The 13,995-nt window shown below is 67.0% G+C and carries 12 protein-coding genes and 1 riboswitch; of the genes, 8 read left to right on the top strand and 4 right to left on the bottom strand.

Annotation, left to right across the window (positions count from 1 at the left end; genetic code table 11):
* Nucleotides 1-84 precede the first annotated feature (84 nt).
* The 4 genes from AC0IYU_RS34480 to AC0IYU_RS34465 form a co-directional block, all read right to left on the bottom strand.
* Complete coding sequence (locus tag AC0IYU_RS34480; RefSeq protein WP_472126806.1) at nucleotides 85-855, bottom strand: SDR family oxidoreductase; 771 nt, start codon at nucleotides 853-855, stop codon at nucleotides 85-87.
* 68 nt (nucleotides 856-923) lie between these two features.
* Nucleotides 924-1,844 (bottom strand): pseudouridine synthase, encoded by a 921-nt coding sequence (locus AC0IYU_RS34475; RefSeq protein WP_472126803.1) that lies wholly within the window; start codon nucleotides 1,842-1,844, stop codon nucleotides 924-926.
* A complete protein-coding gene (locus AC0IYU_RS34470) occupies nucleotides 1,841-3,148 on the bottom strand; it encodes a leucine-rich repeat-containing protein kinase family protein (RefSeq protein WP_472126800.1) in 1,308 nt (435 codons plus the stop codon). Before AC0IYU_RS34470 ends, AC0IYU_RS34475 begins: the two co-directional genes overlap by 4 nt.
* 53 nt (nucleotides 3,149-3,201) lie before the next feature.
* Nucleotides 3,202-4,260 carry an MBL fold metallo-hydrolase gene (locus AC0IYU_RS34465; protein ID WP_472126797.1) on the bottom strand — a complete coding sequence of 353 codons (1,059 nt, stop codon included), beginning with the start codon at nucleotides 4,258-4,260 and terminating at the stop codon, nucleotides 3,202-3,204.
* 129 nt (nucleotides 4,261-4,389) lie between these two features.
* Between AC0IYU_RS34465 and AC0IYU_RS34460 the strand changes: the two genes are divergently transcribed.
* The 8 genes from AC0IYU_RS34460 to thiC all read left to right on the top strand — a co-directional run bounded on the left by AC0IYU_RS34460 (nucleotide 4,390) and on the right by thiC (nucleotide 13,905).
* Nucleotides 4,390-4,827: a MerR family transcriptional regulator gene (locus AC0IYU_RS34460; protein ID WP_472126794.1), complete on the top strand. Its 438-nt coding sequence runs from the start codon at nucleotides 4,390-4,392 to the stop codon at nucleotides 4,825-4,827.
* A 29-nt stretch (nucleotides 4,828-4,856) separates the two neighbouring features.
* Nucleotides 4,857-5,648 (top strand): carbonate dehydratase, encoded by a 792-nt coding sequence (can, locus tag AC0IYU_RS34455; protein ID WP_435484829.1) that lies wholly within the window; start codon nucleotides 4,857-4,859, stop codon nucleotides 5,646-5,648.
* 27 nt (nucleotides 5,649-5,675) lie between these two features.
* A complete protein-coding gene (gene aceK / locus AC0IYU_RS34450) occupies nucleotides 5,676-7,496 on the top strand; it encodes a bifunctional isocitrate dehydrogenase kinase/phosphatase (RefSeq protein WP_472126792.1) in 1,821 nt (606 codons plus the stop codon).
* A 56-nt stretch (nucleotides 7,497-7,552) separates the two neighbouring features.
* Nucleotides 7,553-8,737 carry an acetyl-CoA C-acyltransferase gene (locus AC0IYU_RS34445; RefSeq protein WP_472126789.1) on the top strand — a complete coding sequence of 395 codons (1,185 nt, stop codon included), beginning with the start codon at nucleotides 7,553-7,555 and terminating at the stop codon, nucleotides 8,735-8,737.
* 93 nt (nucleotides 8,738-8,830) lie between these two features.
* Complete coding sequence (locus AC0IYU_RS34440) at nucleotides 8,831-10,087, top strand: glutamate carboxypeptidase (protein ID WP_472126786.1); 1,257 nt, start codon at nucleotides 8,831-8,833, stop codon at nucleotides 10,085-10,087.
* A gap of 43 nt (nucleotides 10,088-10,130) precedes the next feature.
* Complete coding sequence (locus AC0IYU_RS34435; RefSeq protein ID WP_472126783.1) at nucleotides 10,131-11,261, top strand: acyl-CoA dehydrogenase family protein; 1,131 nt, start codon at nucleotides 10,131-10,133, stop codon at nucleotides 11,259-11,261.
* Between the two features lie 98 nt (nucleotides 11,262-11,359).
* The gene (locus AC0IYU_RS34430) at nucleotides 11,360-11,791 is read left to right on the top strand and encodes a YchJ family protein (protein WP_472126781.1); all 432 of its coding nucleotides are present in this window, start codon (nucleotides 11,360-11,362) and stop codon (nucleotides 11,789-11,791) included.
* Nucleotides 11,792-11,817: 26 nt separating this feature from the next.
* Nucleotides 11,818-11,923: riboswitch (TPP riboswitch) on the top strand.
* A 95-nt stretch (nucleotides 11,924-12,018) separates the two neighbouring features.
* Nucleotides 12,019-13,905: a phosphomethylpyrimidine synthase ThiC gene (thiC, locus tag AC0IYU_RS34425; protein WP_472126778.1), complete on the top strand. Its 1,887-nt coding sequence runs from the start codon at nucleotides 12,019-12,021 to the stop codon at nucleotides 13,903-13,905.
* Nucleotides 13,906-13,995: the final 90 nt, after the last annotated feature.

The raw sequence follows: 13,995 nt of genomic DNA, 5'->3' as shown, positions 1-13,995 counted from the left end.
CTTTTCTTTGGCTACTTTCTTTTGGCGAAGCAAAAGAAAGTAGCTCGCCCGCCGGGGCGAGACCCGGCCCCGGAACACAAAAACTCACCGAGCGTGCGTAACCCCCCCATCCACCACCAGCGTAGACCCCATCACATAGTCCCCCGCACGCGAAGCCAGGTAGATAGCAGCCCCGGCCATATCCTCAGGCACCCCGATGCGCCCCGCCGGAATGCGGTCCTTCACCACGTCGCCGTGATCTCGCGCATCCTTGTTCATGTCCGAAGCAAACGCCCCGGGCGCGATCGCGCTCACCACGATCCGGTCCTGCGCCAGGCGCAGCGCCATGCGGCGCGTCAGCTGGATCAGTCCCGCCTTGCTGGCTGCATAGGAGTACGTCTCCTGCGGGTTCACCGAGATCCCGTCGATCGATGCGATGTTGATCACCTTCGACAGATGGTCCGTCGCCGCCTTCTTCAGCATCGGCGTCAGTGCCTGCGTCAGGAAGAAGGGCGTCTTCAGGTTCAGGTCGACCACCTTGTCCCAGCCGCTCTCGGGAAACTCTTCATACGGCGCGCCCCAGGCGGCACCGGCGTTGTTCACCAGGATGCCGAGCGAGTCTTCGTGCTTCGCATAGGCCGCGACCAGCGCCTGCGCGCCTTCCAGCGTCGACACGTCGGCCGGCAGCGACACGCAGTGCCCGAAGGCCGACAGCTCCTTCGCCGTCTGGTCGCAGGCCGCGGCCTTGCGCGCCGAGATGTACACGCGCGCGCCCTGGGCCAGGTAGCCCTCGGCGATCATGCGGCCGATGCCGCGCGAGCCGCCGGTGATCAGGGCGGTGCGGCCCTTCAGCGAGAAGAGTTGGGTGGTGTCCATGGTGCGGTTGTCTCCTGAATGAAATATTTTCAGGAAACGAGCTTAGTGCGCGCACCGCCGCGCGCGCGTCACCTCGGTGTCAGCGACAGGCTGCGGGGGCTATCAAAGCTGCGCGGCGCACCGGTGAGCGGGTCGACGAAGGAGAGCGACTTCGCCAGCAGCTGCAAGGGCTTGCCGAAATCGTCCGCACCCTCGGGCAGCAGCACGGGGTAGATCGGGTCGTTCACGATCGCCATGCCCAGCGCCTGGCAGTGCACGCGCAGCTGGTGCTTGCGGCCCGTGACCGGCGACAGCCGCAGCAGCGCGCGGCCGTCGCGCACCTCCTGCACCTCGATGCGGGTCTCGGAGTTGGGCTCGCCGGGTTCTTCGCGCACGCGCATGAAGTGGTCGTCGTCGACCAGCCGGCTGCGGTAGACCTCGGGCACCGACGACACGCCCTCCTGCCAGGGCACGACCGCCTCGTAGTGCTTGTCGATGCGGCGCTCCGGAAACATCGCCTGGTAGGCGCCGCGCGTGGCTTGGCGCACCGAGAACAGCACCAGCCCCGAGGTGCTGCGGTCGATGCGGTGCATCGGCACGAGCTCGTCGATCTGCAGCTTGCGCTTCAGGCGCACCAGCAGGCTCTGCTGCAGGTACTTGCCGGTGGGCGTGACGGGCACGAAGGGCGGCTTGTCGACCACCAGCAGCTCGTCGTCCTGGAACACGATGTGCTCCTCGAACGGAATGCGCACTTCGTTGTCGAGCGCGCGGTAGTAGTACACCCGCAGCGGCGACTGGTAGCGCCGCGCCACGGTCACGGGCACGTGGTGCTCGTCGACGACGTCGTTGGCTTCGATGCGTTCGATCCAGGCCTCGCGCGTGATGGCGGGAAAGCGCTCGATCAGGAACTCGGCGATGGTGGGCCAGGGGCCGTACGGAAGGCCGACGCAGCTCGGGCCGACGCCGTCGCGCGTGGGCAGCGGCAGTTGGGGCGGCGGGCGTCGGCTCATGGCGAGGAAGACGCCTGCTGCAGCAACCGCAGCGCCTCGGCGAACGACGGCCGCGCGGTCGCGTCGGGCTGCAGGCAGCGGTCTTTCAGCGCCGCCACCGAGGCCGGCACGGCGTCGGTGCAGCGTTCGATCAACTCCTCCAGCAGGCAGCCGAAGGCGCGCATCTCCAGGCCCTGGAACGCGCGCGCCTGCGCGGCGGCCAGCGCGCCGGTCATCCAGGCCGCGCCGAAGTCGCCGAGCCGGCCGCCGCGCTGCGCATGCCACAGGATGTTGTGCGCGTAGAGGTCGCCGTGAAGAATGCCGCGCGCATGCAGATGCTGCATGGCCGAGGCGATGTCGCGTGCGATGCGCAGGGCCACGTCGCACGGCCAGCGCGCGTCGCCCGCGTAGACGTCGCGCGTGCACGACGCCAGGCTCGGCGGCCCCGCGAGCGTGACGAAGGCCGGATCGACCAGGCCCATCACCAGGCCTTGCGTGCCCTCGGGATGCCAGTCGATGCGGCTTTGCGCGGCGATCAGCGTGGGGTGCGCGCCGGCCGCGATGCAGGCCGCCATTTCGCTGTGCGGCCAGCCGTCGCTGGTGACGGCCCCCTTGAACAGCTTGACGGCCACCTGCTGCGCCTTGCCGAGCGTGGCCTGGTGGATCACGCCCGAGGCGCCTTCACCGAGCTTGCGGCCCAGCGTCAGCTCGCGCCAGTCGACGCGCGGCACCGACTGCGCGGCGATGGCCGCGTCTTCGGCCCGCGTGTCGAAGGGGTTGCCCGCGCAGGCGAGCCACGACAGGCGCGGCAGCGACAGCAGCCAGGCGGGCAGCGTCTCGAAGCGGTTGGCCGAGATGCGCAGCAGTTCGAGCTGCCTGAAGCCGGCCATCGAAGGCGGCAGCGTGCGCAGCCGGTTGCCGGCCAGCATCAGCTTCTGCATGCCTGTGCAGTGGCCGAGCGAATCGGGCAGTTCCTCGAGGAGGTTGTCGGTCAAGATCAGCCAGCGCAGCGACGCAGGCAGCGAGGCCTCCGGCACGGTGTGGATCCGGTTGGCCTTGAAGCCGACGATGTCGAGGCCGCGGCACCGGCCGAGGGCTTCGGGCAGCGTGGTGAAGCGGTTGTCCGAGCAGAACAACACGCGCAGGCGGTGCAGCCGGTGCAGGTCGTCGGGCAGCGTGGCCAGCGCGTTGCCCGACAGGTTCAGCACCTCGAGGGAATCGGCAAGGTCGAAAATTTCGCGCGGGAACTCGGTGAGCCCGCACGAGAGATCGATTCGTTGTGCGCCTGCCAGCTGGCCCGCGCGGAGCTCAGCCAGCGTGTTCATGCGGGGAGTCTAAATGGCCTGCAATGTCCGCCGGCGGCGCCCTGGTTGGCGCCTTACCTGGCGCCGAAACGGTAGATGCCGTCCTTGCCCAGCTCGCGCTTCACCTGGCCCGCGAACCACAACAGGTGCAGGTGGGCGACGGACTCGCCCATGGCAAAGGTCATCTGGTGCAGGTCGAGCGCGCGCTTGAACAGGATCGGCAGGCCTTCGGCCGCGGTCATCGGGCTCGCCGTGCAGGCTTCCAGCAGCTCCGCGAGCCGGTCGCGATGGTGCTCCTGCAGCTGGTCGACGCGGCGGTGGATGCCGGTGAACGGCTTGCCGTGCGAAGGCAGGCCCAGCGTGTCGGCGGGCAGCGCCTTGAACTTGTCGATGCTGTCCAGGAACAGGCGCAGCGAGTTCGCCTCGGGCTCGCCCGCGTGCACGCTCACGTTGGTGGAAATGCGCGGCAGCATCATGTCGCCGCCCAGCAGCAGCTTGAGTTCGTCGCAGTACAGCGCGATGTGCTCGGGCGCGTGGCCGTAGCCGACGATGCAGCGCCAGGCGTGGCCGTCGATGGTGACGGTGTCGCCGTCGAGCATGCGCACGAAGGTGTCCGGCACCGAGGGCACCAGTTCGGCGTAGTAGTTGGTGCGCCCGCGGATCTTGGCGATGGCCTCGGGGTCGGTCATGCCGTGCGAGGCAAAGAAGCGCGCCGCCTGCTCGCCGCCCGCCAGGGTGTCGCCGTTGGCGCTCAGCACGCGGGCCACGTTGTAGTCGGTGGCGCTGATCCACATCGGCGCGTTCCAGCGCTCGCACAGCCAGTGGGCCAGGCCGATGTGGTCGGGGTGCATGTGGGTGACGATCACGCGCAGGATCGGCAGGCCCTGCAGCTGGGTCTCGAAGATCTGTTCCCACTGCGCGCGCGACTCGTCGTGGGCAATGCAGCAATCCACCACCGTCCAGCCGGACACGCCGTCGAGGGTGTCGCGCAGCAGCCAGAGGTTGATGTGGTCGAGCGCAAAGGGCAGCCGCATGCGGATCCAGCGCACGCCGGGCGCCACTTCCATCGCTTCGCCGGGCTGGGGCAGCGTGTCGCCCAGGGGGTAGTGGAGTTCGCGTTCGAGAAGGTTCATGTAAGATTGACGTTTACGTAAACGTCATGGGTTAAGGGCACCATTGTAGGGATCGCCGCATGAATGTGCTGTCGCCCCCGCAACGCCCCTTCTGCAACGCCCCTTTTGCCACCACCGCTGCCCGCTGCCATGCCCGCGTCCACCTTCACCATCAGCCAGCTCGCGAAGGAGTTCGACCTCACGACGCGGGCCATCCGTTTCTATGAAGACATGGGCCTGCTCACGCCCGAGCGCGCCGGGCTGCAGCGCGTGTACAGCGCGCGCGACCGGGCGCGGCTCACGCTCACGCTGCGCGCCAAGCGCCTCGGCCTGAGCCTCACGGAGGCCAAGGACATCCTCGACATGTACGACAGCCCGCGCGACACGGTGCCGCAGCTGGAAAAATTCCTCGGCGTGCTGGGTACCCACCGGGCACAGCTCGAGGCGCAGTTGGCCGAACTGCAGGCCAACCTCGCGGAGGTGCGCGAGCACGAGAAAAAGGGACAGGCCACGCTGGCCAAGGCCCAGAAGGCGAACAAGGCAGGCAAGGCGGCGCGACCCGCAAAGCTTGCCGGCGCCAGGACCTGAACACACGACTCATCGACAATAGACGCACTATGGCCGACAACACTGACAACCTCGACGACCTCTTTGCCCACAACCGTGCGTGGTCCGCGCAAATGGAGCGCGATCGCCCCGGTTTCTTCACCAGCCTGGTCAAGCAGCAGACGCCACGCTACATGTGGATCGGCTGCTCCGACAGCCGCGTGCCCGCCAACCAGATCACCGGGCTGGAGCCCGGCGAGGTGTTCGTGCACCGCAACGTTGCCAACATCGTGGTGCACTCCGACCTGAATGCGCTGTCGGCGATCCAGTTCGCCGTGGAGCACCTGAAGGTCGAGCACATCATGGTGGTGGGCCACTACGGCTGCGCCGGCGTGAAGGCCGCGCTGAGCGGCAAGCGCATCGGCCTGGCCGACAACTGGATCCGCCACATCCAGGACGTGCGCGACCGCCACCACGTCATGCTCGAGAGCCTGCCCGACGAGGAAGCGCGCGTCGATGCGCTGTGCGAACTGAACGTGGCCGAGCAGGTGGTCAACGTGGCCGTGAGCACCGTGATGGTCGACGCGTGGGCGCGCGGCCAGAAGGTGCGCATCCACGGCTGGACCTTCGGCGTGCACGACGGCCTGCTGCAGGACCTGGGCCTGAGCGTCGACGGCGCCAAGCCGCTGGACTCCGTCTACAAGGCCGCGGTGCAGCGCATCCGCTACAAGTGGAGCCGCCCGGGCGAGGTGATGCAGGCGCTGACCACGCAGGGCGCGCAGGTGAACCAGGCCGTGCAGGAAGCACAGGCCATGACGCCGCAGCCCGAGGCGGGCGGCACGGGCGCTGCCGCCGCAACCTGACCCAGCGGTTTCCCTTCCGGCCCGTCCATGTTCCCGCAGCGCCTCGACTCGCCGCTGGCCTATGAGATCGCCAAGGCGATGATGGACGGCTTCAACCGCCACTACCGGCTGTTTCGCGCCGAGTCGGCGCGCGCCAAGCACCGCTTCGAAACCGCCGACTGGCACGGCCAGCAGCGCGCGCAGCGCGAGCGCATCGAGTTCTACGACCTGCGCGTGAGCGAGGCCGTGGCCCGGCTCGAGAAGGAGTTCAAGGCCGGCGAGCAGCCGATGGACGTGTGGCACCAGGTCAAGCTGCACTACATCGGGCTGCTGGTGGACCACCACCAGCCCGAGCTGGCCGAGAGCTTCTTCAACTCGGTGACCACCAAGATCCTGCACCGCGCGTACTTCCAGAACGACTTCATCTTCGTGCGCCCGGCGATCAGCACCGAGTACATCGAGCCGCGCGGCGCCCCCACCTACCGGCCGTACTATCCCAAGCCCGAGACGCTGGCCGACACCGTCGAGCAGATGCTCGACGACTTCGCGCTGCTGGGCACCTTCGCCAACAAGCGGCGCGACGCCGAGCGCGTGGCGCAGGTCATCCTGAACCGCTTTCACCAGGTGAAGCTGCGCGCCAACTTCCAGCTGCAGGTGCTCTCGGGGCTGTTCTTTCGCAACAAGGGCGCGTACGTGGTCGGCAAGATCATGAACGGCTTCGTCGAGATCCCGTTCTCGCTGCCCGTGCTGCACGACAGCCGCGGCAGGTTCTACATCGACGCGGCGCTGTTCGGCGAAGACGACCTGCAGATGCTGTTCAGCTTTGCGCGCGCGTACTTCATGGTCGACATGGAAGTGCCCTCGGCGTGGGTGCAGTTCCTGCGTTCGCTCATGCCGCGCAAGCCGCGCGCCGAGATCTACAACGCGCTCGGCCTGGCCAAGCAGGGCAAGACGCTGTTCTACCGCGACTTCCTGTCGCACCTGAACTATTCGAGCGACCGCTTCCGCATCGCGCCCGGCATCAAGGGCATGGTCATGCTGGTGTTCGACCTGCCGTCGTTTCCGTTCGTGTTCAAGCTCATCAAGGACTTCTATCCGCCGCAGAAAGACACCACGCGCGAGCAGATCAAGGGCAAGTACATGCTCGTGAAGCAGCACGACCGCGTGGGCCGCATGGCCGACACGCTGGAGTACAGCGACGTGGGTTTTCCGCTCGACCGCTTCGAGCCCGGGCTGATCGAGGAGATCCAGAAGTTCGCGCCCAGCCAGCTCGAGATCGGCGACCGCGACGGCAACGGGGAGATGGAGGTGGTGCTCCGGCACGTCTACATCGAACGCCGCATGATCCCGCTGAACATCTACCTGCAGGAAGCCTTCGACACGCTGGCCGCCCCCGAGAGCCCGGCGCATGCGAAGCGCGCGAAAGACCAGCTGGAGCATGCGGTGGTCGAATACGGCAACGCCATCAAGGACATGGTCGCGGCCAACATCTTTCCCGGCGACATGCTGTGGAAGAACTTCGGCGTCACGCGCGGCGGCAAGGTGGTGTTCTACGACTACGACGAGATCGAATACGTCACCGACTGCAAGTTCCGCAAGGTGCCCGCGCCGCGCAACGAGGAAGAAGAGATGAGCGGCGAGGTCTGGTACTCGGTGGGGCCGAAGGACGTGTTTCCCGAAACCTTCGAGCCCTTCCTGCTGGGCAACCCCGACGTGCGCGCCGCCTTCATGGCGCACCACGCCGACCTGCTCGACGCCGCCTTCTGGCAGCACCACAAGGAACGCATCCAGGCCGGGCAGATGCTCGATGTGTTCCCTTACGAAGAATCGCAGCGCTTCCAGCACGAAGGCCACGCAACGCATTTCTGAGCAACCGGTTTTTTTGTTTTTTGCATCGCTTCCACATTCCTGAAGGAGACCTCCACATGTCCGAATCCATCGTCATCGTCGGCCTGGCCCGCACCCCCATGGGCAGCTTCCAGGGCGACTTCTCTTCGCTTTCCGCGCACGACCTGGGCGGCGCCGCCATCAAGGCGGCTGTGGAGCGCGCCGGCATCGCGCCCGACAGCGTGGGCGAGGTGCTGTTCGGCAACTGCCTGATGGCCGGCCAGGGCCAGGCACCGGCGCGCCAGGCGGCCTACAAGGGCGGCCTGCCCGACAGCGCGGGTGCCGTCACGCTCAGCAAGATGTGCGGATCGGCCATGAAGGCCGCCATGCTCTCGCACGACCTGCTGCTGGCCGGCACGCACGACGTGATGGTGGCGGGCGGCATGGAAAGCATGACCAACGCGCCCTACCTGATGCTCAAGGGCCGCGGCGGCTACCGCATGGGCCACGACCGCATCTTCGACCACATGATGCTCGACGGCCTGGAAGACGCCTACCAACCCGGCCGCTCCATGGGCACCTTCGGGGAAGACTGCGCCGCCAAGTACAAGTTCACGCGCGAGCAGCAGGACGCGTTCGCCATCGCCAGCGTGGAGCGCGCCAAGAAGGCGACCGAAACGGGCCTGTTCAAGGACGAGATCACCCCCGTCACGGTCAAGGGCCGCGGCGGCGACACCGTGATTTCCATCGACGAAGGCCCGGGCAAGGTCAAGCTCGACAAGATCCCCACGCTCAAGCCCGCGTTCAAGAAAGAGAACGGCACCATCACCGCCGCCTCGAGCTCGTCGATCAACGACGGCGCGGCCGCGCTGGTCATGATGACCGAGTCGCACGCGAAGAAGATCGGCGCCAGGCCCATCGCCCGCATCGTCGGCCACGCCACGCATGCGCAGCAGCCCGAGTGGTTCTCGACCGCGCCCGTGGGTGCCGTCGCCAAGCTGTTCAAGAAGACCGGCTGGTCGGTGAAGGACGTGGACCTGTGGGAAGTGAACGAAGCCTTCGCGGTGGTGCCGATGGCGCTGATGCACGAGCTGGACGTGTCGCACGAGATCGTGAACGTGCACGGCGGCGCCTGCGCGCTGGGCCACCCGATCGGCGCAAGCGGCGCGCGCATCATGGTCACGCTGATCCATGCGCTGAAGGCGCGCGGCAAGAAGCGCGGCGTGGCCACGCTGTGCATCGGCGGGGGCGAAGGCACGGCGGTGGCACTCGAATTGCTATAACGGCCGAGGGTCGGCGGGCGTCCGGACATCGGGCGCCCGCCGGCTTTTTTTCTTATTCGGATATTTCAAAACATGCGTAGAGCAGGAGATTTCATGCGCCCATCCATCCACCGTTCCGCCGTTACCGCCATCAGCGCCGTGCTGGCCGCCGCCTTCCTGGCGCCTGCCGCCTGGGCCCAGAAACGCGACAACGTGCTGTTCCAGGCTGCCACCGACGAGCAGCCCGCGGTGATCAAGACGCTCGAGAAGCTGGTCAACATCGAGACCGGCACCGGTGACGCCGAAGGCATCGCCGCCGCCGGCAGCTACCTCGAGGGCGAACTCAAGAACCTGGGCTTCACCGTCACACGCAGCAAGTCGGCCGGCATCGTGGTCGGCGACAACATCGTGGGCAAGATCAAGGGCCGCGGCGGCAAGAACCTGCTGCTGCTGTCGCACATGGACACCGTGTACCTGAAGGGCACGCTCGCGAAGGCGCCGTTCAAGGTCGAGGGCGACAAGGCCTACGGCCCCGGCATCGCCGACGACAAGGGCGGCAACGCCGTCATCCTGCACACGCTCAAGCTGCTGAAGGACTACGGCGTGCGCGACTACGGCACCATCACCGTGCTGTTCAACACCGACGAGGAAAAGGGCTCCTTCGGTTCGCGCGACCTGATCCAGGAAGAAGCCAAGCTGGCCGACTACGTGCTCTCCTTCGAGCCCACCGGCGCCGGCGACGAGAAGCTCTCGCTGGGCACCTCGGGCATCGCCTACGTGCAGGTCAACATCACCGGCAAGGCCTCGCACGCGGGCGCCGCGCCCGAGCTGGGCGTGAATGCGCTGGTCGAGGCGTCCGACCTCGTGCTGCGCACGATGAACATCGACGACAAGGCCAAGAACCTGCGCTTCAACTGGACGATTGCCAAGGCCGGCAACGTGTCGAACATCATCCCCGCCAGCGCCACGCTGAACGCCGACGTGCGCTACGCGCGCAACGAAGACTTCGACGCCGCCATGAAGACGCTCGAAGAGCGTGCGCAGCAGAAGAAGCTGCCCGACGCCGACGTCAAGGTGCTCATCACGCGCGGCCGCCCGGCCTTCAATGCCGGCGAAGGCGGCAAGAAGCTGGTCGACAAGGCCGTGGGGTTCTACAAGGAAGCCGGCGGCACCCTGGGCGTGGAAGAGCGCACCGGCGGCGGCACCGACGCGGCCTACGCGGCGCTCTCGGGCAAGCCGGTGATCGAAAGCCTGGGCCTGCCGGGCTTCGGTTACCACAGCGACAAGGCCGAGTACGTGGACATCAGCGCCATTCCGCGCCGCCTGTACATGGCCGCGCGGCTGATCATGGACCTGGGCGCCGGCAAGTAAGCCGGCAATCCCCGAACCCAAAACAAAGACAGGAGACAACGCCATGCTGCTCAGCGCCGACCAGGAAGCCATTCGCGACGCGGTACGCGATTTTTCGCAAGCCGAGCTGTGGCCCCACGCCCCCACGTGGGACCGCGAACACAGCTTCCCCAAGGAGGCCCACCAGGGTCTGGCCGCGCTGGGCGCCTACGGCATCTGCGTGCCGGAAGAGCACGGCGGCGCCGGCCTCGACTACCTCACGCTGGCGCTGGTGCTGGAAGAAATCGCGGCCGGCGACGGCGGCACCAGCACCGCCATCAGCGTGACCAACTGCCCGGTCAACGCCATCCTGATGCGCTACGGCAATGCCGCGCAGAAGAAGCAATGGCTGGAGCCGCTGGCGCAAGGGCAGATGCTCGGCGCCTTCTGCCTCACCGAGCCGCAGGCCGGCAGCGACGCATCGAGCCTGCGCACCACGGCGCGCAAGGACGGCGACGGCTACGTCATCGACGGCGTGAAGCAGTTCATCACCAGCGGCAAGAACGGCCAGGTGGCCATCGTCATCGCCGTGACCGACAAGGGCGCGGGCAAGCGCGGCATGAGCGCGTTCATCGTGCCGACCGATGCGCCCGGCTACCACGTGGCGCGGCTGGAAGACAAGCTGGGCCAGCACAGCAGCGACACCGCGCAGATCAACTTCGACGGCTGCCGCATCCCGCGCGAGAACCTCATCGGCGCGGAAGGCGAGGGCTACAAGATCGCGCTCGGCGCGCTCGAGGGCGGGCGCATCGGCATCGCCGCGCAGAGCGTGGGCATGGCGCGCAGCGCCTTCGACGTGGCGCTGGCCTATGCCAAGGAGCGCCAGGCCTTTGGCGGCGCGATCTTCGACCAGCAGGCCGTGGGCTTCCGCCTGGCCGACTGCGCGACGCAGATCGAGGCTGCGCGCCAGCTGATATGGCACGCCGCCAGCCTGCGCGATGCCGGCCGGCCATGCCTGAAAGAGGCTGCCATGGCCAAGCTGTTCGCGAGCGAGATGGCCGAGCGCGTGTGCAGCGCCGCCATCCAGACGCTGGGCGGCTATGGCTACGTGAACGACTTTCCGCTGGAGCGCATCTACCGCGACGTGCGCGTGTGCCAGATCTACGAGGGCACGTCGGACATCCAGAAGCTGCTGATCCAACGCGCGCTGGCCTGAACGAGTGGCAGCGGGCCGGGGCTGCGAGGGCCTTCCCGGGCGGCTTCGGGCTTGCCCTCTCGGCCCGGGGCCCGCGAGGTGTTCCAATAGCGGTCTTCATGAGCGCCATCGACCCTCCCACCGGACCTTGCCCCTGCGGCCGCACCGACCGCCGCGACAAGCCCATCGGCTATGCCCTGTGCTGCGGCCGCTATCTCGACGATTTCGAGAACACCCCCGCGCCCGACGCCGAATCGCTGATGCGTTCGCGCTATTCGGCCTTCGTGCTGGAACGCGCCGAGTACCTGCTCGCCACCTGGGACGCCGCCAGACGGCCGGCCTCGATCGAATTCGAGCCGGGCGTCAAATGGCTGGGGCTGGACATCCGTTCGCGCTCGGTGCTCGACTCCGACCATGCCGAGGTCGAGTTTGTCGCCCGCCAGCGCAGCAGCACCGGCACGGCCACCCGCCTGCACGAGCGCAGCCGCTTCGTGCGCGAAGGCGACCGTTGGTACTACCTCGACGGCGACCTGCAGCAGCCTGCGGGTTGACGCGCCGGGCCGGGGCTCGCACAATCAGCCCCGCTCCGGGGTGCACACATGTGGTGTGCTGAGATGGCAAAGCTGCCGACCCGCGAACTTGATCCGGGTCATACCGGCGTAAGAAGAGCTGCACTCCCTGACTTCGGTCCGTCACTCCACCTTCCGTGACGGGCTTTTGCCGAAGTCCACCGAGCGATTGCGGAGCACCCTTTCCCTCAACAAGGAGTGCCCCCCCGATGAATGCGCCCGACAAGTTCACCTCCCTGCTTTCGCTCACGCGAGAGCCTTTCCCCGCCTCCCACAAGTGCCTGATTCCGGGCAGCCGGCCCGACCTCAACGTGCCGGTGCGCGACGTGCTGCTGACCAACGGCGAGACGGTGTCGCTCTACGACACCTCGGGCCCGTACACCGACGCCAAGGTCGACATCGACGTGCGCCGCGGCCTGCCCGGCGTGCGCGATGCGTGGATCGCCGAGCGCAACGACACCGAGAGCTACGAAGGCCGCTCGCACCAGGCGCTGGACGAAGGCCTGAAGCACGCCCACGACCATGACGCCCTGCGCCTGGCCGAGCTGCGCGCCGCCGCCTCGGCCTTGCAGCGCACGCCGCGCCGCGCGAAGTCGGGCGCCAATGTCACCCAAATGCACTACGCACGCCGCGGCATCGTCACCCCCGAAATGGAGTACGTGGCCCTGCGCGAGAACGGCAAGCGCGAGTGGATGGCCGAGTACCTCGCCAACGAGGAGCGTGCCAAGCGCGTGGCCGGCAACCCGATGGGCGCCAGCATTCCGCGCATCATCACGCCCGAGTTCGTGCGGGATGAAGTGGCCCGGGGCCGCGCGATCATTCCGGCCAACATCAACCACCCCGAGGTCGAGCCGATGGCGATCGGGCGCAACTTCAAGGTGAAGATCAACGCCAACATCGGCAACTCGGCCGTCACCTCGAGCATCGAGGAAGAAGTCGAAAAGCTCGTGTGGGCCATTCGCTGGGGCGCCGACAACGTGATGGACCTGTCGACCGGCAAGAACATCCACACCACGCGCGACTGGATCGTGCGCAACTCGCCGGTGCCCATCGGCACCGTGCCGATCTACCAGGCGCTGGAAAAGGTGGGCGGCGTGGCCGAGGACCTGACCTGGGAGATCTTCCGCGACACGCTGATCGAGCAGGCGGAGCAGGGCATCGACTACTTCACCATCCACGCCGGTGTGCGGCTGCCGTTCATTCACCTGACGGCCGACCGCATGACGGGCATCGTGTCGCGCGGCGGCTCGATCATGGCCAAGTGGTGCATTGCGCATCACAAGGAGAGCTTCCTGTACGAGCGCTTCGAGGACATCTGCGACATCATGAAGGCGTACGACGTGAGCTTCTCGCTGGGCGACGGGCTGCGTCCGGGCTCGGGCGCGGACGCCAACGACGAGGCGCAGTTCGCCGAGCTGCGCACGCTGGGCGAGCTCACCCAGGTTGCGTGGAAGCACGACGTGCAGACCATGATCGAAGGGCCGGGCCATGTGCCGATGCACATGATCCAGGCCAACATGGACGAGCAGATCAAGCACTGCCACGAAGCGCCGTTCTACACGCTCGGGCCGCTGACCATCGACATTGCGCCGGGCTACGACCACATCTCCAGTGCCATCGGCGCGGCGATGATCGGCTGGGCCGGCACTGCGATGCTTTGCTACGTGACGCCCAAGGAACACCTCGGGTTGCCCGATCGCGATGACGTGAAGCAGGGGATCATTGCTTACAAGATCGCGGCGCATGCTGCGGACGTGGCCAAGGGGCATCCGGGGGCGCGGTCTCGCGACGATGCGCTGAGCAAGGCGCGGTTCGAGTTCCGCTGGCAGGACCAGTTCAACCTGGGCCTGGACCCGGACACTGCGCGTGAATTCCATGACGAGACGCTGCCTAAGGACTCGAGCAAGGTGGCGCACTTCTGCTCTATGTGCGGGCCGAAGTTCTGCTCCATGAAGATCACTCAGGAGGTGCGGGAGTACGCGGCTCAGAAGGGAGTGGCTGAGGCTGCTGCTGTGGCTGAGGGGATGGAGCAGAAGTCCAAGGAGTTCATGGCTGGGGGTGGGGAGATCTATATTCCTATTCGGGCTGTGTCTTAGTTTTTTTGGGTTTCGGGGCCGGGACTCGCCCCGGCGGGCGACTTACTTTCTTTTGCTTCGCCAAAAGAAAGTAAGCAAAGAAAAGGCGAC

The sequence above is a fragment of the Variovorax sp. AC103 genome (assembly GCF_979254005.1).
The sequence above is the reverse complement of the archived record's forward strand: the minus strand, read 5'-3'. Positions and strand labels throughout refer to the sequence as shown.

Coding starts and splice junctions, on each gene's coding strand:
- AC0IYU_RS34470 (WP_472126800.1), bottom strand. CDS start 3,148: ATGAACACGCTGGCTGAGCTCCGCGCGGGCCAGCTGGCAGGCGCACAA.
- AC0IYU_RS34480 (WP_472126806.1), bottom strand. CDS start 855: ATGGACACCACCCAACTCTTCTCGCTGAAGGGCCGCACCGCCCTGATC.
- AC0IYU_RS34430 (WP_472126781.1), top strand. CDS start 11,360: ATGAGCGCCATCGACCCTCCCACCGGACCTTGCCCCTGCGGCCGCACC.
- aceK (WP_472126792.1), top strand. CDS start 5,676: ATGTTCCCGCAGCGCCTCGACTCGCCGCTGGCCTATGAGATCGCCAAG.
- AC0IYU_RS34440 (WP_472126786.1), top strand. CDS start 8,831: ATGCGCCCATCCATCCACCGTTCCGCCGTTACCGCCATCAGCGCCGTG.
- can (WP_435484829.1), top strand. CDS start 4,857: ATGGCCGACAACACTGACAACCTCGACGACCTCTTTGCCCACAACCGT.
- AC0IYU_RS34465 (WP_472126797.1), bottom strand. CDS start 4,260: ATGAACCTTCTCGAACGCGAACTCCACTACCCCCTGGGCGACACGCTG.
- AC0IYU_RS34475 (WP_472126803.1), bottom strand. CDS start 1,844: ATGAGCCGACGCCCGCCGCCCCAACTGCCGCTGCCCACGCGCGACGGC.
- AC0IYU_RS34435 (WP_472126783.1), top strand. CDS start 10,131: ATGCTGCTCAGCGCCGACCAGGAAGCCATTCGCGACGCGGTACGCGAT.
- AC0IYU_RS34445 (WP_472126789.1), top strand. CDS start 7,553: ATGTCCGAATCCATCGTCATCGTCGGCCTGGCCCGCACCCCCATGGGC.
- thiC (WP_472126778.1), top strand. CDS start 12,019: ATGAATGCGCCCGACAAGTTCACCTCCCTGCTTTCGCTCACGCGAGAG.
- AC0IYU_RS34460 (WP_472126794.1), top strand. CDS start 4,390: ATGCCCGCGTCCACCTTCACCATCAGCCAGCTCGCGAAGGAGTTCGAC.